Here is an 18694-nt window from a genome sequence, read left to right as displayed (position 1 = left end):
TCGAATCAATCTATCTTTCAATGTTTTTAGCCATTTGTGAATGATCTTTCCGGCACCAATACTGGGAAGATTTAGTCAATTGGTCAAATTATTCATGTAAGATTTTATAAATTGTCCGCGCCAGAACCTCGCCTAATCCCGGTACTAACATCAACTCTTTTTCCGATGCCCTTAATACGCCTTGTATCCCGCCAAAATGAGTCAATAGATCACGACGGCGCTTTGGTCCAAGTCCTGGAATCGCTTCTAATACAGAACTACTTCGACGTTTATCTCGCTTAGCACGATGTTTGGTAATCGCAAAACGATGCGCCTCATCTCGTACCTGCTGAATCAAATGCAAAGCTTTATGATCCTCTGGAAGTTGAATCTTGTTACCATCAGTAAAATGTAAGGTTTCTAATCCGGGTTTACGGCCTTCACCTTTAGATACCCCGATCATAAAAGCATCCAGCTCAAGCTCTTGCATCACCTCCATCGCCATATGTAACTGCCCTTTCCCCCCATCAATTAACAGAAGATCTGGCAACATATTCTTTTTATAGCGACGGATTAGCGCCTGACGCATTGCCGCATAGTCATCACCACCAGTAATATCCTGAATTGCAAATTGACGATAGTCTCGCTTTCGTGCTCCGCCTTGGTCGAACACCACACAAGATGCAATCGGCGCTTCACCCATGGTATGACTAATATCAAAACACTCAATCCGGTCGATCGGGCGGCCCACCACTTGCTCAAGCTGATAAAAGCGCTCAGTTAACTCTAAATGATTACTTAGTTTACCTTTAATTGCATGTTGCACATTCATTTGTGCCAGCTCTAACCATTCAGCTCGAGTCTCGCGTACTTTATGTTTGATCTGTACCTTTTTATTAAAGGTTTGCTGTAAGGCTTCTTCTAGTTGTTGTTGATCTGGTACTTCAACATTTACAATCAGCTCTGTCGGCACTTCATCGGCAACTTGGAAATAGAAGTTCGCCATAAAGTCACTGAGCATCTGCCCCAAATCATCGCCCAACATATCTGGGAAATAACTTTTACCACCAAGCATACGCCCATTACGTACATACATAATTTGGACACAAGTCACACCCGCTTGATAGGCAATCGCGAGGATATCGGCTTCACCTTTGATTTTAAACACCGCTTGCTGCGCCTGCACTTCGCGGAGTAAAGCCAAACGATCTCGATAAAACACTGCTTTTTCAAATTCCAGTGCTTCAGCCGCCTGCTCCATTTTCCCAATCAGTTCTTGATTCAGCTCTTTGGTATCGCCCTGAAGGAAGCGAATGGAATTATCCACATCTTCTTTATATTCTTCGGGACTAATCAAACCCACACAAGGTGCAGTACAACGTTTAATCTGATATTGCAGACATGGGCGTTTTCGCTGCGAAAAATAGCTGTTCTCGCATTGACGCACATTAAACAATTTCTGTAATACCAACAACGTGTCACGTGCGCTATAAGCACTTGGATAAGGGCCGAAAAACTTACCGATTTGATGCTTGCCTTTACCACGCCCACTGGCAATCCTTGGATAAGGCTTATCTGAGGAGACAAAAATATAGACGTAGGATTTGTCGTCTCGCAACATGATGTTATAAGGCGGACGATGCAGCTTAATCAGGTTTTGCTCAAGCAATAAGGCTTCGGTTTCGGAACGCACCACCAAGCTTTCAATATCATAAATACGGGCAACCAGCGCCTGCGTTTTCGGATGCTCAATGGTTTTAACAAAATAGCTCGACACACGATTTTTTAGATTTTTGGCTTTGCCTACATACAAGAGTTCCCCATCTTTACCCAGCATTTTATAAACGCCAGGTAACTGAGTCATATGCGCCAATATTTTTTCAATGTGTTCTCGAGCGTTTGGGTTCACGATGTGCCTATTCTCTCTATTTACACCACATGATGTGATGTTTGCTTAATTTTTTTCAAGCTTTAAATGTGAATATCGTGTAATAGCGAAGCTTATAAATGATTTAGTGCTTCGAAAGCGTTTGATTTAAGGCACTGCAAAACGTCTGTTTATCTTTAGGTGAAACCAAAATATGAGTTGTAACCCCATCTTTCCGATAATCAATTCGTAGACGATCCAAAGATAAAGCAGGAGATGAAATTAAATTATGACTTATGGAAATTTTCGTAATATCTGACTGATTAATCTGCCACTTGAATAACATTGAACGAATCGTTAAATGTTGTTCTGTCACAATATAACGCGTATTAAAAATCGGCCACCATAATATAGCGATCGTCAGAAAATATAGTAGGGCATGTTCAGGATATTCCTGCATGGTGCCTTTCACATACATCGTCCATAAAAATTGCAGTAACAAACCTGTCGTTGCAATCACCACACCCCAGAACCACCAATCAATTTTAGAACGAAACGTTTGCATAGATTTTTAAAGCGAATTGTTATGAACTAAAAAACATTCTAAGCCAAATTCCATAAAAAAACGCCCTTTCGGGCGTTGATGTTATTCAAACTTACTTAAAACACATAAGGACGAATAAAAATAAGGAAAAATAAACCAAGCATGATGAACCACTTCAAGAAGTAATAAAGTGAACGATTCGATGCTTTAAGTGCTTTCGCTTTAATACGAACTTGGTAAATATAACCAAACGCTTTGTTTAATCCGCCAGTTTGATCACCCGCTTCATTCGGTGAACTCGCAGCCGTCATCACACTTTTACCAAACCAGTGATTAAACTTCTCCATAAAACGGGTCTTTAATGGACGCTCTACATCTGCGAAGAAAATAATACGGTTTTGATCTGTGGTGTTTTCAGCATAGTGAATATAAGTTTCATCAAATACCACGCTCTCACCATCACGCCAAGAATAACGCTCGCCATCGACATCGATAAAGCAGCGATCATCATTTGGTGTGATTAAACCTAAATGATAGCGTAATGAGCCTGCATATGGATCACGATGACGAACCAAACGGCTGTCTGGTGCCAATTCAGTAAACATTGCAGCTTTAATTGTTGGCAAAGTCTTTAGCAATGCGGTTGTTTTAGGACAAAGTTCCGCAGCTGATGGATGTGCCGAGTCGTACCATTTCAGATAGAAACGTTTCCAACCTGTTTTAAAAAATGAGTTAAAACCCAAGTCATCATAACTACTTGATGCTTTAATCCCACCTTTGTCATACAAGGCTTTTGCTTCATCACGAATCATTTCCCAATTTTCATCCAAAACCTTTAAGTCTTGAAAATGTTGGGTATCGATGTACGGTTGATTCGGCACTTTGGAAAACATGTACATTAAAAAATTGATGGGTGCGAGAATCGTAGAATGGTCAAAAAATTGACGATAAAACGAATGCTTCACTTTCCCACGACGCTGAATATACAGTGCAGAAATGATAAAAATCGCTAATATGATCCACTTAATCATAGACTATTGCTTTAGCTTTAAAAAAATCAGGACTATTTTAACACCGTATTTATTGATTCAAACAAGAATTGCATAATTTAAATAGATCGACAGGTATGCGGTGCTCCTCATACCTGTCTAAATGAAGCTTATTTTTTAACTTTACTTAGAACACTATCCATAGATTTTGCTGCTTCTGCATTGTAATAATTACATTGGCTACGCATTTTTGCTTCAACTGATGCCATGAACTGATCTTCTTTTGCTTTACCTAAAGGAACGACAACGTCCTGAAACCACGCAGTCTTTCTAAATTGACTTTTTAGCTCTTCAACAAGTTCATCGCTCTTCCAATCGGGTTGTTGAGGAAATGCTTGATATACCTTACTCTGGTATTCCAGTGCGAACTGGTAATATTGTGGTTCAGAGGGGTTATCATTTTTATCCAAGAGAGAGCCTATTTTTATTTTTCCCCACACCTCTATATCGGGTACTGCTTGAGCAGTCCTACCTGCTTTAAACTCCTGATCAGCCCAGTCCTGTAAAATCTTGGTATTTGGAATTTCATACGACTCATTTGGCCCAAACTCAAAAAAGACTTGATTCGAGCTGACTCCTTGTTGTTGTAAACACTTTGCTCCGCGTGGAAATGTATCCGCCATATTGACTAACTGACTCGGTATGACACCTAAATTAGGTGTACCGCCATTCTTGACTTCGAACTCATACATAGAAATCAGTGCTGGGGCAAACTGATCAACAATCCGTAATCCTTGAAGGTCAATTTCTTTCACCTTCTGAGTAATTTTTAGATCTTTAAAGCCAGCCTGATTATATGGTGACGTGACCCATGTTGTTGAACTCATTGAATGGATAAAACTATCACGGATTCCCTGCGCAGCATTGTAAGTCTGCTCTGTTTCTGGAATATATAATCCATCCTTTTGAGTTACGTAATGATTATAAAAGATAGGATTTTTAGTTTTTTCAAGCAAAATTCCTTTCTGAATATTCCATTCAGACTTATCAAAATTCAACGAGTCTTGACCATAATCGATATCGATTGCATAGCTAAATAATTTAGCTTCTCCGTTCGGGAAAAGCTCAGCCTTAACTTCATTTGGATTAGAAGATGAATTATTACCAGAGGATGAGTTATTTTCAGCGGAAGAAGAGCCCCCTCCGCCTCCACAAGCACTCAACATTACTGAAATTATTGATAAGGCTAGGAATTTATTTTTTAACATAATTTTACTTTCTAGAACATTTTTATAGCACAAAGATTATCTAAGAATTAAAGAAAGACAAGCCTTTCTGTCTAATACGTTTAAATTGTCCTAAACTATCTAATAAATATTTTTTCTGTGTTATTAAGTCTCACAATTAGAGTTGAAAACCTTGTTGTATCAACTTAATAAAAAATTAGCATTCATCATTAAAATCGACCTCTTGACAATCAGGCGATAACTATCTCATCAAAAACTGTAGATCGAAGCACCCATAAAATTATAAAAAATAAATATTTTCAAAAAGATATAGTAAAAATTATGTGTAACTAAAGAATTGATGACCCTAGCGTCACGGCTTGATACAACTTGTTATGTCCTTTTTGGATATAGTTATCGTAAGATTAGCGAAGCTTTTTTTGTGTGCTTAAGTGCACACATGCTTTATGACATCCACTCAGAATCCTCCACAACAAGGGAGATCAGGCATGATCCACGCTGGCAATGCCATTACCGTCCAAATGCTTGCGGACGGAATTGCAGAATTCCGCTTTGACTTACAAGGTGAGTCGGTTAATAAATTTAACCGTGCAACCATCGAAGACTTCCAAGCAGCGATTGCTGCAGTGAAAGCCAATAACGATATTAAAGGCTTAGTTGTTACCTCTGGCAAATCAACATTTATCGTTGGTGCTGACATCACTGAATTTGGCCAAAACTTCGCTGCGGGTGAACAAGCGATTGTTGATTGGCTTATGCCTGTACACGAGATCTTCAACAGTTTTGAAGATTTAGATCTACCTAAAGTTGCTGCGATCAATGGTACAGCGCTTGGTGGTGGTTTCGAAATGTGCTTGGTGTGTGACTATCGTGTGATGTCAGAACAAGCACAAGTCGGCTTACCAGAAATCAAATTGGGTATCTATCCTGGTTTTGGTGGTAGCGTACGTTTAAGCCGTTTAATCGGTATCGACAATGCCGTTGAATGGATGGCAATGGCGAACCCGAAAAAACCAGCTGCTGCACTAAAAGATGGTGCTGTAGATGCGGTTGTTGCTGCTGACAAATTACAAGAAGCTGCTGTTGACCTCGTTAAACAAGCGATTGCTGGTCGTTTGAACTGGAAAGCAAAGCGTCAAGAAAAATTAGATGCAATCAAATTGAACCCACTTGAACAAATGATGGCGTTCAATACGGCGAAAGGTGCGGTTCTTGCGAAAGCAAACCCTGCTCAATACCCTGCTCCAAAATTATTACTTGATTCATTACAAGCTGGTGCAAGCTCAACACGTGATGACGCGTTAAAAGCAGAAGCACAAGGTTTTGCAAAAGCAGCAATTACGCCACAAGCAGGTGCATTGATTGGTTTATTTATCAATGACCAAGTGGTGAAGAAAACTGCGAAGAAATATGAGAAAGGTGCTCATCCTGTTAACCAAGCAGCTGTATTAGGTGCGGGTATCATGGGTGGTGGTATTGCTTACCAAGCGGCAAGCAAAGGCACACCAATTATCATGAAAGACATTGGTAACCCACAACTTGCATTGGGTATGAAAGAAGCGAATGGCTTGCTGACCAAACAAGTTGAACGCAAGAAAATGAAACCTGCGCAAATGGGTGAAACACTGGCTCGCATCCGTCCAACTTTAAGCTATGACGAGTTTAAAGAAGTGGATATCGTGATCGAAGCCGTGACTGAAAATCCAAAAGTAAAAGAAATCGTTCTTGCTGATACTGAAAAGCATGTTCGTGAAAACACAATCATTGCATCTAACACATCAACAATTTCAATTACACGTTTGGCGAAAGCATTACAACGTCCTGAAAACTTTGTTGGTATGCACTTCTTCAACCCAGTACACATGATGCCACTTGTAGAAGTGATTCGTGGTGAAAAGACGTCTGAAGAAGCGATCGCAACAACTGTTGTTCTTGCTCAAAAAATGGGTAAAACACCAATCGTTGTTAACGACTGCCCAGGCTTCTTGGTAAACCGCGTATTGTTCCCTTACTTTGGTGCATTCGACCTGCTTGTAAAAGACGGTGCAGATTTCCAACAAGTTGACAATGTGATGGCGAAATTCGGCTGGCCTATGGGTCCTGCATACTTGATCGACGTTGTTGGTATCGATACAGGTGTTCATGGCGCAGAAGTGATGGCTGAAGGTTTCCCTGACCGTATGAAGCCAGACTACAAAGGTTCTATCGAAGCGATGTATGAAGCAAAACGTCTTGGTCAAAAGAACGACGTTGGTTTCTACAAATACGTGTTAGATAAGAAAGGCAAGAAAGCGAAAACTGTTGATCCAACAGCATACGAAATTATTGCTCCTTTCGTGACTGGCGAAAAACGCGAGTTTGATAACCAAGAAATCATCGACCGTATGATGCTTGCTTTCTGTAACGAAACAGTTCGTTGCTTAGAAGACAACATCGTTGCAACTGCTTCTGAAGCAGATATGGCGATGATCATGGGTGTAGGTTTCCCTCCATTCCGTGGTGGTCCATGCCGTTACATCGACCAAACAGGTGTTGCTGAATACGTTGCGCTTTGCGACAAATATGCACACTTAGGTAAGGCTTATGAAGCGCCACAAATGTTGCGTGACATGGCTGCTAACAACACAAAATTCTACGGTTAAGGAGCGACGTGAATGGCTACTTTAAATCCACGTGACGTTGTGATTGTTGATGGCGTTCGTTCTGCCATGGGCAAATCACGTAACGGTATGTTCCGCAATGTACGTGCCGACAGTTTATCTGCTGAATTAGTTCGTGCACTTGTTGCTCGTAACCAGTTTGATACCAATGAAGTTGAAGATGTAATTTGGGGCTGTGTAAACCAAACTTTAGAGCAAGGTATGAACATTGCTCGTAACATTGGTTTATTGGCTGACATTCCAAAAACCGCTGGCGGTCAAACAGTCAACCGTCTTTGTGGTTCTTCAATGCAAGCAATCCACACGGCTGCTGCACAGATTGCAACCAACCAAGGTGATGTATTCATCATTGGTGGTGTTGAGCACATGGGCCACGTCGGTATGATGCACGGCATCGACCTTAACCCAGAAGCATCTAAACACTATGCGAAAGCATCGAACATGATGGGCTTAACCGCTGAAATGTTAGGTCGTATGAACGGTATCTCTCGTGAAGAACAAGATGCTTTCGGTGTTGAATCTCACCGTCGTGCTTGGGCTGCAACTCAAGAAGGTCGTTTCAAAAACGAAATCGTTGGTGTTGAAGGTCACGATGCCAATGGCTTCAAAATCCTTTGCGACATCGACGAAGTTATTCGTGCTGATGCCAACCTTGAAGCATTCAAAGCATTGAAACCAGTTTTCGATCCTAAAGGCGGTTCAGTAACAGCAGCAACTTCTTCTGCTCTTTCTGACGGTGCATCTGCAATGTTGCTTATGTCTGCTGAACGTGCTCAAGCACTGGGTTTAAAACCACGCGCTGTGATTCGTTCAATGGCGATTGCAGGTTGTGATGCTGCAATCATGGGTTATGGTCCAGTACCAGCAACTCAAAAAGCGCTTAAACGTGCTGGTTTAACCATGGCTGATATCCAAACCATCGAGTTAAACGAAGCATTTGCTGCTCAAGGCTTATCAGTGATGAAAGGCTTAGGCGTTTATGACAAACAAGACATCATCAACTTGAATGGTGGTGCGATTGCATTGGGTCACCCATTGGGCTGTTCTGGTGCGCGTATCACAACAACATTGTTGAACGTAATGGAACAACAAGATACACAAATCGGTCTTGCGACCATGTGTATCGGTCTTGGTCAAGGTATCGCAACCATTATCGAACGTGTTTAATCAACACTGAGATAAAAAATCCCCGCACTTTGCGGGGATTTTTATTTTCAAAATAGAAGAGAGTTCTTAACGTGGAAACAAAGGGTTCTGTGGCGGATTTAATCCATCTCGAATCTGTTGCTGCAATTTCAAAATATCGCCTAGATCGATTTTAATCGTACCATTACGAATCCCATCAATATTGTTTCGATTAATATTCAAAGGTTCCAGCATTTTAAAAATACCATTGGTTGGATCTGAAGACTGTAAACCTGAAGCAACCGCTAAGATATATTGCTGCAAAATCGGAGAATATTGAGACAGATCGGGCTGTGCCTGTATCGGTTGATAGTTCACGATCAATGGACTTTCACTCACACCAGCATTCTGCATATCATTATGAATTTTATAGACCCGATGTTGAAGGGCTTGGCGGACTTGCTTATCCTCCTGATAAGGCACAAATCCAACTTCTTCACGCAATTCAGATTCAGCCATTACACGAATGGTTGGTAATGAAGTAATTTCTGCTTCATTCGCAGAAGCCATCGGCAAACCTGTAAAAGCCAATGCAGTGATCAGGACGGATCGTTTTAGAAAATTCATCTCTTGCTCCAAACATCCCTCATCCATAAGAAGATCGAGTTAAATAAAAGCGTCTACTTAATAGGCTACAGCAAAGTGATGTTTGATTCAGTAGAGGTCAGATAAACGGTAAATATCATGCAAATTTGTATTTTTCCCAAAGAATATTTGACCATTTAGACAAATTTAAGCATGTGGTTCATATTCCCTAGATTTTTGTTTATAGTATTTTTTCTCATCTGATCAGTTCTAAAAAGAAAGAATGAATTTTAAAAATTTTATTTGCTGTTTATTGTCTGGATTAGTTCTTACAGGCTGTTCAACTAACCGAATCATTGGTGAAACTACACGGGATTTATTCACAAAATATGAATCTGGTCATCAATGGATAACATTAATTGAGGATGACGTGATTGCCTTTGGTAAACCATCTATCCCCCTACCAAATGAACCGACCAATAGCATTATCATTGCAGGCAAACAATATAGCTATGTGATTAACAAAGGTGGGGCTGAATTCATTGAACTGATCAACCAGCTCAATCCAGCGTATATTCATATCAGCCGTGATTTAAATTTTATTGCCTCAGCACCTGATAGCAATCATTTTAGAGGACAATTTAGATTTTCTTATACTCCTCCAAATGGAAATCTCAGCGAAAAAGAGCAGCTTCTATTTCAGCAATATGGTGTTGCTCCCTGTAATTGTATCGATAAACAAAAACCACATCGCTTTGAATTAAGCCTAGAAGGCGCGGTTTACCCTGCAATCAGTAATATTAAATCGCTACAACCTCTCTCAAAACCTTATCATGTTAAAATTCAGTATCTGCACTATAAAAGTGGCAAAGTTCAGTTATCAACTAAAGAAAAACTAGCTCATTTACCACTACTTCCCTTTACTTTAACCCTTGATGCAATTGTATTACCTTCAAAAGTCCTAGGTATTATTTATCAACCCTAACCATAAAATGATGACAAGATTCAATCTAATCTCAGGCTCAGATCCAAGCTTTAAAATATAAGGAATACATGGATGTTTACATCACAAGCAAAGACTGTCATAGCACTGGCAACGATAGCAGTACTCTCCACAGGCTGCGCCACCTCCACCCTGATCAAAAAAGATAATCGAAGCTATACTCGAACCACAAAAGTGACCTTGGTCGAAGACAACGTGGTGGCTTTTGGTCGACCAGCGCAAACTGCAACAAATTTACCGAAAGACAGTATCGTCATTGCAGGTCAGAAAAATAGTTATATCCTCACTCAAGGAGGTGCACAATTCGTCACCCTCATCAGCAAACTTGATCCTAAAAACATTCAAATCACTCGAGACCTCAATTTCTATTCAGAAAAAAATGATGGCACTTTTTCAGGTACTTTGCCGCTTAGTTACGTGAAATTAAAAGAAGACCTCAGCAAAAAAGACCTTGAGTTTTTTATTGAAAATGGCGCCAAAGAATGCTCATCCTCAAGTGATGAACGCATGCACGCACAACGCTTCTGTTTTGATCTTAAATTGAAAGGTGTGGTCTATCCAACAGCAAACAATCTCACCTCGTTAAAACCATTAAGCAAAGCGTATCAAGTCACAATCTATACCAACAAAGAAGAAAGTTATAAATCTAAATCGGGCTTGAATCCTTTTGAAAAACTGGTACTGCTACCTTTTGCAGTCGCGATTGACGTGGTCAGCCTTCCTTTCCAAGCAGCGGATAAGATTTTTGATTAACCTTATCAAATCAAGCTTTTTATAAGGGGATGATGAGGTGACTAACTATGTGTTTCCTCTTCATCATCCCCTTCAAAGGTCTTGGAAATCTTCTCGATATTAAGACTCTTCGCCATCGCATCAAAGATGTTCTTATACACCCCTTGTTGCTGATAGAGTTGATGATGTTCGCCATGTTCCACGATCATGCCATCCTGCATCACATAGGTATAATCCGCATCTATAATCTGCGACAAGCTATGCGAGATGATAATCACAGTCCGCCCCTGCTTGATCTCATCCAAACTATGTTTGATCTGCTCGGTTGCAATGGCATCCAGACTTGCTGTTGGTTCATCCAGAAAGATAATCGGTGGGTTTTTCAGGAACATTCGTGCAATGGCGATCCGTTGTTGCTGACCGCCTGAAAGTAATAAGGCATCGGATTGATACGCCAGTGGTAACTTGAGAATCTGCTCATGAATCGAGGCTTTTTTTGCAGCAAGGATAATTTCATCCTGCGTTGCATCCATCTTGCCGTAACGGATATTTTCCTCAATCGTTCCCTGAAAAATATGATTCTTTTGCAGTACCAGACCAATATGGTCGCGTAGATATTGGGTATCAATCTCGGTCAATGCGCTTCCATTCAGTAGAATTTCGCCAGCCTGAGGTAAATAAAATTTATCTAGCAGGCTAATTAAAGTTGATTTACCTGCTCCAGACAATCCAACCAACGCGGTAATCTTATTCGGCTGAATGGTTAAATTAATATCTTTCAGCGCATGATAGCCATTGGGATAGAAAAAATTCACCTGCTTGAGCTCAAACTTACCTGTCAGCGGTTGCGGTTTCAATTCTCCAGAAGTTTCTATTTCATCATCTGCTTCTAAAATTTTGAAAAAGCTTTCCGCATAAATCATCGCATCATTCACTTCATCATAGATACGATGTAGGGAGCGAATCGGTGCCGAGACATTATTGAATAGCAGAATATGAAACATGATCATACCGATGCTCATATCACCGACCAAAACAAAATAGGCGGTTAAAATGATAATGAAGACGACACCAATCTGCTCAATAAAGGTTTTTAAACCATCAAACAGAAAGCTCAGTTGGCGAGTATGCATCTGATCTTGGGTCAGTTGTTTTTGTAAGGTCAGCTGTTTTTCCGCCTCAATTTGTTCACGGTTAAAAGACTTAATCACCGTGATCGACTGAATGATACTTAAAGTCCCCTGACTTTTACGTTCTCGACCATCACGTAAATTACGTCGTGTCCCACTGAGTTTCTGTGCCTGCTTAAAGGTGATCCAGAAATAAATTGGCACAATGCTTAACGCCACCAAGCCAATCCAGAAGTTGGCGTAGAACATCAGACACAGCGCAATAATTGCACTACTAAACAATGGAAAAATATCAATAAAGAAGATCTGTACCAATCGGGTAATCGAACCAATACCTCGATCAATTCGGGTCTGTAATTTCCCTGCCTGATTGTCATCTTGGGTAAAAAAAGCCAGACGATATTGTAGGAATTTCACGATGATCGACTGTGCTACATCCTGTGAAATCAGAATCCTTAACTTCTCACCAAAGAATTTCTGCCCAAACTGAATGAAAATATTCAGCACTTCTTTACTCAATAAAATCACGCTGATGGTAATCAGGATATGCCAACCTGCATTTAAGCCCTGCCCTGATTCAACCACGGCATTGATCTGATCGACAGCATATTGCAAAGTTAATGCATTCACCTGTGCAGTCAACGCACCGATCAAGGTCAGCATAAGTGTGACTGCAACCAACCACTTATAAGGAAGTACAAAAGGTTTAACTTTATGAAACAACTGCCATAGATTCATATTTTCGACTTCTACCTGTGCTAAGTCTGCAATGCCTGTGCGTTATCAATCTCTGTTACAACTCATCCTCTAAAACTTCAGCATTGTTTTGTTTGATTTTCTCCATCTTGGCGTTTAGCTTTAATACATCTTGATAGAGTCCATTAAACTTTTTCACCTGTGTTGTTTCAGCAAAAAGAATCATTTTGTCTTTTCGTTGCCACTGATATTTTTTCAGCATATCGAACATGGCTTGTGCCTTTTCAATAATCTGCTGCTCAATCGGAAAAATGTCATGGGCTTTATCTGCTTTCAGGTTATGTTCTAATTTTGCTAGGAGCGAGCTTCTCATTTCATTATGAATTGCCAAACTTTTTGCCTGCTGCATTGAACTGATCTGAATCTGTTGTCGTACTTGTTCATACTCCGCTGATGCTTTGCGCACATCCACAAACATCTGTTCCGTATTTTTATAGCCCTGTTTTCGATCTAGATCTAATCGTTCAACATTAAGAAAAGTATCCCAATTGGCGGCTTTGAGTTCACGTAAATAACGATTGCGGGCCTCTACATTCTGCATCCAGTAATTCAGCAAAAACTCAGACATCAATTTATAATCGCCAGATAAACGATCATCATGAATATCCAGCTGTACGGGTGTTGACCAGTCTTGTGCCTGATCATAAAGTTCACGCATTTTCTCAGCCATCACCACTTCAAACATTTGCTGATTATTGATGGCTCGTTGTTTCAGAGTATGCTGATAAAAGAAAAATGAACCGATACAAAGCACTATAACTGTAATAAATAATAAAAAACGGCGCATATTGCCTCCAAGTTTAATTATATTTTTTATGTTCTGAATCTGAGTTTAATTGATAAAACACATGTAGTTATATACCTTTTTATTTCACTTCTCGTAACGGAGCATTACATTTTCATCGCTTTAAATTCTACACATTCGCCCCTATTATCTGTTTAACGAGAATTGAAGAGATCCACCATGCGTGTAGATATTTGGTCAGATGTGGTCTGTCCTTTTTGTTATATCGGTAAAAAGCGTCTTGAACATGTTGCCCAAGAAGCAGGTATTGAATTAGACATCCACTGGCATAGCTTTGAACTGGATCCAAATGCACCTGCTAAACACGACACCTCAAATACTGAACGTTTAGCCAAAAAGTATGGTCGTAGCTATGCTGAAATGGAGGAAATGGAACGTAATGTTGCTGCTATGGCAGCAGTAGAAGGTATCGATTTTCAATGGCAGAAAGCCAATTCAGGCAACAGCTTCAATGCACACCGCATCATTCATCTTGCACAAAGCAAGGGTTTGGGAAATGAAGCAAAAGAAGCATTCTTCCATGCTTACATGACTGAAGGTCTTGCGATTGGTGAACGTGAAGTGGTTGAAGAAATCGCCTCACGTATCGGCCTAGACAATGCCGAAGTGGAATATGTACTGGATTCAGATGAACTTGCAGATTTTGTACGTCATGATGAGCAAATTGCCCATGAGCAGCTCAAAGTCACTGGCGTGCCATTCTTTGTCTTTGATCAAAAATTGGCACTTTCAGGTGCACAACCACGTGAGATTTTCTTACAGGCAATGCAACAAGCGCAGTCAGAATCAACTGAAGAAATTGAGCAAAGCGATGCAGCTCAATGTAATGATGACCAATGCGAAATTAAGCCTTAAGCCAGATTAGTCCTAAAACCGTTTTCATCTCAGTATGAAAGCGGTTTTTTAAGCTCTAAATTTTCACATTCCCCTTTTGTTTCAGTCTTTTATCTTTGAATAAATACCGTTTATCGACGGTCATGATCATTTCAATAATGACATATTTCTTATTTGCTGAGCTTTTCACCAATAGATATGTGAAAGTGATCACAATTCATCCATAAATTTATAGATGAGTTTTTATCTTATGATCTATTTATTCGATTTATTATTTTAAAATGTTTTTATTTTCAAAGAGAAACCATGATCTATATCTCGATTTAGAATACGCAAATGAGATTTTATACTAACTTGACCGCTATAGATTTTGCCTCCTTTTCTTCTATAATCGTCATAAAGTGACAATCTTTTGTGATGAAAATATTGAGTGGCGATACCTTTTAACACAGGTCAAATTACAAATAGATCAGAGGATCAAAGCACTTGTCACTCGTATAAGACAGCATACTTTATCGACTATAACTGATTACAACTTGTTTGAAATTGCTGTCATTTATCCTAATTCATGATTTAAAAACAGGCTCAAGCCTATCTCTAAGGAAACAATCGATGGACGTATTAGAGAAAGCACTCTTGGTTGATGAGCTAAAAACCCTCGTCGACGGGCTGAATGATGATAAAACATCACTTTTTGAAATTGCTAAATCAAAACAACGCATCAAAGACATTTGCGCATCTTGCGATGACCCTCACTTTCAGGATCAGCTCAGCCCATTTAAAGAATTTATTCTCAATGAAGAATTCTCTGCCGATGACTTAGCACATTACGGCTACAGCTTGACTTACCGTGGTACGTATAACTTTATGGGTCGCGTAGAAAATGCCTTGTTTGCTTCGGCAGATATGGGATGGGCCGCATTACGTCAAGCACAACATTGGCAAGTTTGGGTGATTCGTCCTGCACTTTCATTCCTGAAAAGTCCTTGGCTAAATTCATCTCAAGATGCCTTACAATGGTTACAGAGCCATGCCAGTGACTATGTTAAAGCAGACCATGAATTACAGAATCTGATCCCTGTTCTGGAACCTATTCAAGCGACACATGCTGAACAAAGCAAAAATAAAGATAGCTTATCTATTATTAAGGAACAAACGGCTCATTTTCAGTCACAACTCGATGCAATTATTCAAGAAAAAATTCAACCTGCTCAGGTGACACCTTCTCCTCAGGCCACTACACGGGTGAAACCGAGTTTTAGACAAAGTCCCGTCGCTTCTGCAAATCTTAACAAGGCCAAACCATTGGCATTGAATGATTTTAGTTTAGATGGCTTACTTTGCCGCTTGGAACGTGTTGATGCGCGTACTTTCCCGTCACTGTATCGGGTCGATTTACATAATGAAATTGATCAAAATATAAAAATTGATTGGCTTTATCTCAAAGCAGAAAACGAAGCACAACCACTTTGGGGATCAGCACAAATTTTTATTGCCGAACAGCTCTATGCGCAAGGTCAATTTTCACATTATGTGGTCTTGGTCGGAACCCATAGTGTTGAATATGCAACCACGATTTTACAAGCCTATACCGATCAACGTCATACTCGAACCAGCTCTATTCATCAAACCAGCTGGAATAACTTTAAACAACATTATCATCAACATGAGACCTTGTTTAATGAGTGTATTATGAATGGCACTTTGGTCTGGCAACGTGATCAGCGTGTTTATCCTTATATTCCAGCATCCTTTATCAACGTACAGAAATTCATCCCCTTTGATGAAACTTCTGCGACTTTCTTTACTCCCGTGATTTTGCTGCGAGAGCGTCATAAAATCCGTGTGATTCATGGTTTAGAACGTGTGCAGCTATCCAATGAAGATCAAGCCTATCCTTATCTATTATTAGACCGTGCGGATGGCTATACATGGCAACTCATTCGTCAGGTGATTAGCCGATTGCCACAACCCATTTCGGTACACGATCTTTATCAGGCACTAGAAAATAGTACTCTCCCTGAATCATCTTAAATGAGTATAGCAACACTTTTTTGATTCACCTGATCTAATGCTGCAACTGAACCACCGGCGGTTTTTCCAAAAGGATTTGGATCCGCTTATCGCATTTTATTTCACTAAACCCTTATGATTTCTAGCATTTTTATACTGTTAAATTGCTGCTTTTTGTGTCCAATACTTGCTTTTATTGCCCCAATCATCAAAAGTTAACATAAGAACAATATATAAGCCTTCATTATGAATAATTTACAGCAAATGGTACCGACACGTATCTTTTTTGCGTTGCTAACACTGTCACTGGGTACACTGAATGTTACCAACGCAGCAACCAATGCTCAAAACCAGCAGCCAAATTCTGCTGGGAACTCAACCACGGTAAATAGTGATGAAAATGCATTGGACTATATTCCACGCTGGGTCGACGCCACGCCAACGATCTTTCCAGCACAATCCGATCAATCCACTGTCCCAGCGACTGCTGAAACTGAAGACAAAACTTGGGCGGATAAAAAGCAACGTAGTATTCGCGAATGGGCAGACCGTACTTCAGTCAAAATTGATGATTGGTTTGGCGATGTCGATCCTGAAAATCCAGCCTCAGCCACTATCCGAGTAATGCTAGATAACTACTGGAATGAACATGATGGTTATGAGGTTAAACCTCGTATTCGCGGTAAAATTAAATTACCAACTCTAGAGAAAAAAGTCAGCGTGGTATTTGGTGATGACTCTCTCGATGATGAGTTTAAAAATAATGTTGCCAATACCAATAATCAACCTAATTCAGATCCAGATAAAAAATTCGACTCCAAACAAACCCGAGATAGTAATGGCTCCTTAGCCCTACGTTGGTCAAATTTTTCCAAGAAGCTCCCTTTTGAAACCGATGCTGATATCGGTATTCGTTCGGGTAGCGATATTTATGCTCGCTTAAGAGCGGAAAAACATTGGGAATTGCGCAATGACTTCCACTTCAACGCTGAACAGATTTATCGCTATGGCAGCAAAAGTGAAAATTATCTGCGTACTAATTTAGAGTTGATTCATGCACGTCCAAATCAACCCTTTATCTCCAATCAGTTCAGCCTGACCTATGCAGATAAGCAGGATGATGATTTACTTTGGGATAACCGTACCTTCCGTCAACACCAGTTCTTTGCCCATAACAACTTTAACTATGGGATTTATACCGGAGGCTACTACAACAATAATGAGTTACGTTTAAACAGTTGGGGGCCTTTTGTATCATGGCGACAACCGCTTTGGCGCGAATGGTTCTATGTACAAGGCGATCTTAATTACTTTAATGATCATCGCGAAGATCGCGATCACTTTGTTAGTACTTTTGTTCGACTTGAAACCTTATTCTAGTACTGAAATGTCATATCACAATGCCCACTTGAAATTTCAATTGGGCATTTTTATTTAGAAAAAATTAAGCGCAGTAAATAAATAATTAAGCTTAAACTGCTAAGCTTGTTTTCTTTTATTTTTCTTCACTTTAACATGGATCAACGATACGCTTTGGCTGTGTATTTATTGATTGTAGGCAATCTTTGCCTCGGTGAGCTACTTACACCATTCTTCCCAATGTTTTTACCGCTCAGTAGACATTTTACCCGCATATCAAATGCATTTTTAGATCAACATTCTGGGCATCATCGAACTGATAGACTAACGACGAAGACGCTTACTTGTGATATTCCAACAGAAAGATTAGAAAATCAACTCAGTGATGCACAACTGAGCCAGGAGTTGATGGCGGTTTTTGGTGAAGACTCGTTATGGCAACGCGCACAGCAGCCTCCTCCGCTAAAAAAGCTTGGTAAAAACACCAAGCATCATCAATCACATAAAAATATCAATCCCCCCAATCCCGTCAGCGCGAGCTGGAGTACAATTTCAAGCTGGTTACCTTTTAACAATGATCTAGACCTAGGTTCGAACTCCAATACGGATATTTATGTTCAGTTTCTTGCCAAGAAGCAATGGCTCTTACCATCAGGACTCAATCTTGATACTGCACAAATCTTTCGTTATGGCTCAAGCAGTAAAAACTATGCCGAAACCAACCTCAATTTAACCCAGACGTTTCAGCAACAAGCACTATTTTCGACTCAGTTCAATCTGTCTAAAACCCAAGATGAAGACTACACTTGGCGTAATCGGACTTTCCAAAAGTTGTATTTGCTCTCCAAAGATAACCTGAGCTATGGCATTGTCAGTGAAGGTGATTATGAAAAGAAAGAACTTCGAGTCAATCAATGGGGACCTTATTTTTCTTGGAAACGTCCCATTTGGCGCAACTGGCTGTATATGCAAAATGATCTAAATTACTTAAATGTTCCTGCCGATAAGCAGGACAGTCATTTCAGCTATCAAATGAGCTTTGAAGCTCACTTCTGATGAAAATAAC

15 protein-coding genes are annotated in these 18694 nt (G+C 40.1%); 8 read left to right on the top strand and 7 right to left on the bottom strand.

Annotated features, from left to right (window positions below; translation table 11 throughout):
- Positions 1-88: 88 nt before the first annotated feature.
- From uvrC to F3J02_RS14270, 4 genes are all read right to left on the bottom strand, one after another.
- Positions 89-1888 (bottom strand): excinuclease ABC subunit UvrC, encoded by a 1800-nt coding sequence (gene uvrC / locus F3J02_RS14285; RefSeq protein ID WP_167250302.1) that lies wholly within the window; start codon positions 1886-1888, stop codon positions 89-91.
- 103 nt (positions 1889-1991) lie between these two features.
- On the bottom strand, positions 1992-2411 hold the full coding sequence (locus F3J02_RS14280) for a PH domain-containing protein (protein WP_167250300.1): 420 nt from the start codon (positions 2409-2411) through the stop codon (positions 1992-1994).
- Positions 2412-2506: 95 nt separating this feature from the next.
- A complete protein-coding gene (gene lpxO, locus F3J02_RS14275; protein WP_167250298.1) occupies positions 2507-3421 on the bottom strand; it encodes a lipid A hydroxylase LpxO in 915 nt (304 codons plus the stop codon).
- Between the two features lie 128 nt (positions 3422-3549).
- Positions 3550-4647, bottom strand: a complete 1098-nt coding sequence (locus F3J02_RS14270) for a hypothetical protein (protein WP_167250296.1) — start codon at positions 4645-4647, stop codon at positions 3550-3552.
- Between the two features lie 467 nt (positions 4648-5114).
- Between F3J02_RS14270 and fadB the strand changes: the two genes are divergently transcribed.
- Both fadB and fadA read left to right on the top strand, forming a co-directional pair.
- Positions 5115-7268: a fatty acid oxidation complex subunit alpha FadB gene (gene fadB, locus F3J02_RS14265; RefSeq protein ID WP_004802278.1), complete on the top strand. Its 2154-nt coding sequence runs from the start codon at positions 5115-5117 to the stop codon at positions 7266-7268.
- 12 nt (positions 7269-7280) lie between these two features.
- Positions 7281-8453, top strand: coding sequence for an acetyl-CoA C-acyltransferase FadA (gene fadA / locus F3J02_RS14260; RefSeq protein WP_004802276.1), 1173 nt, complete (start codon positions 7281-7283; stop codon positions 8451-8453).
- 66 nt (positions 8454-8519) lie between these two features.
- Here the strand turns inward: fadA and F3J02_RS14255 are convergent, their stop codons facing one another.
- Positions 8520-9038 carry a hypothetical protein gene (locus tag F3J02_RS14255; RefSeq protein ID WP_167250294.1) on the bottom strand — a complete coding sequence of 173 codons (519 nt, stop codon included), beginning with the start codon at positions 9036-9038 and terminating at the stop codon, positions 8520-8522.
- Between the two features lie 241 nt (positions 9039-9279).
- Between F3J02_RS14255 and F3J02_RS14250 the strand changes: the two genes are divergently transcribed.
- Both F3J02_RS14250 and F3J02_RS14245 read left to right on the top strand, forming a co-directional pair.
- On the top strand, positions 9280-9981 hold the full coding sequence (locus tag F3J02_RS14250; RefSeq protein ID WP_167250292.1) for a hypothetical protein: 702 nt from the start codon (positions 9280-9282) through the stop codon (positions 9979-9981).
- Between the two features lie 72 nt (positions 9982-10053).
- Complete coding sequence (locus F3J02_RS14245; RefSeq protein ID WP_167250290.1) at positions 10054-10752, top strand: hypothetical protein; 699 nt, start codon at positions 10054-10056, stop codon at positions 10750-10752.
- 41 nt (positions 10753-10793) lie between these two features.
- Here the strand turns inward: F3J02_RS14245 and F3J02_RS14240 are convergent, their stop codons facing one another.
- Complete coding sequence (locus tag F3J02_RS14240; protein WP_167250288.1) at positions 10794-12599, bottom strand: ABC transporter ATP-binding protein; 1806 nt, start codon at positions 12597-12599, stop codon at positions 10794-10796.
- A gap of 55 nt (positions 12600-12654) precedes the next feature.
- Entirely contained in the window at positions 12655-13404 is a 750-nt protein-coding gene (locus F3J02_RS14235; protein WP_167250286.1) for a hypothetical protein, read from the bottom strand.
- A gap of 177 nt (positions 13405-13581) precedes the next feature.
- Between F3J02_RS14235 and F3J02_RS14230 the strand changes: the two genes are divergently transcribed.
- The 4 genes from F3J02_RS14230 (at position 13582) to F3J02_RS14215 (ending at position 18684) form a co-directional block, all read left to right on the top strand.
- Positions 13582-14277, top strand: a complete 696-nt coding sequence (locus F3J02_RS14230; RefSeq protein ID WP_167250284.1) for a DsbA family oxidoreductase — start codon at positions 13582-13584, stop codon at positions 14275-14277.
- A 591-nt stretch (positions 14278-14868) separates the two neighbouring features.
- Positions 14869-16290: a hypothetical protein gene (locus tag F3J02_RS14225; RefSeq protein ID WP_167250282.1), complete on the top strand. Its 1422-nt coding sequence runs from the start codon at positions 14869-14871 to the stop codon at positions 16288-16290.
- 225 nt (positions 16291-16515) lie between these two features.
- Positions 16516-17649 (top strand): hypothetical protein, encoded by a 1134-nt coding sequence (locus F3J02_RS14220; RefSeq protein WP_167250280.1) that lies wholly within the window; start codon positions 16516-16518, stop codon positions 17647-17649.
- A gap of 135 nt (positions 17650-17784) precedes the next feature.
- On the top strand, positions 17785-18684 hold the full coding sequence (locus F3J02_RS14215; RefSeq protein ID WP_167250278.1) for a selenocysteine synthase: 900 nt from the start codon (positions 17785-17787) through the stop codon (positions 18682-18684).
- Positions 18685-18694 lie beyond the last annotated feature (10 nt).

The organism is Acinetobacter sp. Tr-809, assembly GCF_011753255.1.
Classification (GTDB): Bacteria; Pseudomonadota; Gammaproteobacteria; order Pseudomonadales; family Moraxellaceae; genus Acinetobacter.
This window is presented reverse-complemented; position numbering and strand designations above follow the sequence as displayed.

What these genes read in the sequence shown, in the direction of transcription:
- F3J02_RS14280 (WP_167250300.1), bottom strand. Translation starts at nt 2,411, where the DNA reads ATGCAAACGTTTCGTTCTAAAATTGATTGGTGGTTCTGGGGTGTGGTG.
- lpxO (WP_167250298.1), bottom strand. Translation starts at nt 3,421, where the DNA reads ATGATTAAGTGGATCATATTAGCGATTTTTATCATTTCTGCACTGTAT.
- F3J02_RS14270 (WP_167250296.1), bottom strand. Translation starts at nt 4,647, where the DNA reads ATGTTAAAAAATAAATTCCTAGCCTTATCAATAATTTCAGTAATGTTG.
- fadB (WP_004802278.1), top strand. Translation starts at nt 5,115, where the DNA reads ATGATCCACGCTGGCAATGCCATTACCGTCCAAATGCTTGCGGACGGA.
- fadA (WP_004802276.1), top strand. Translation starts at nt 7,281, where the DNA reads ATGGCTACTTTAAATCCACGTGACGTTGTGATTGTTGATGGCGTTCGT.
- F3J02_RS14255 (WP_167250294.1), bottom strand. Translation starts at nt 9,038, where the DNA reads ATGAATTTTCTAAAACGATCCGTCCTGATCACTGCATTGGCTTTTACA.
- F3J02_RS14250 (WP_167250292.1), top strand. Translation starts at nt 9,280, where the DNA reads ATGAATTTTAAAAATTTTATTTGCTGTTTATTGTCTGGATTAGTTCTT.
- F3J02_RS14245 (WP_167250290.1), top strand. Translation starts at nt 10,054, where the DNA reads ATGTTTACATCACAAGCAAAGACTGTCATAGCACTGGCAACGATAGCA.
- F3J02_RS14240 (WP_167250288.1), bottom strand. Translation starts at nt 12,599, where the DNA reads ATGAATCTATGGCAGTTGTTTCATAAAGTTAAACCTTTTGTACTTCCT.
- F3J02_RS14235 (WP_167250286.1), bottom strand. Translation starts at nt 13,404, where the DNA reads ATGCGCCGTTTTTTATTATTTATTACAGTTATAGTGCTTTGTATCGGT.
- F3J02_RS14230 (WP_167250284.1), top strand. Translation starts at nt 13,582, where the DNA reads ATGCGTGTAGATATTTGGTCAGATGTGGTCTGTCCTTTTTGTTATATC.
- F3J02_RS14225 (WP_167250282.1), top strand. Translation starts at nt 14,869, where the DNA reads ATGGACGTATTAGAGAAAGCACTCTTGGTTGATGAGCTAAAAACCCTC.
- F3J02_RS14220 (WP_167250280.1), top strand. Translation starts at nt 16,516, where the DNA reads ATGAATAATTTACAGCAAATGGTACCGACACGTATCTTTTTTGCGTTG.
- F3J02_RS14215 (WP_167250278.1), top strand. Translation starts at nt 17,785, where the DNA reads ATGGATCAACGATACGCTTTGGCTGTGTATTTATTGATTGTAGGCAAT.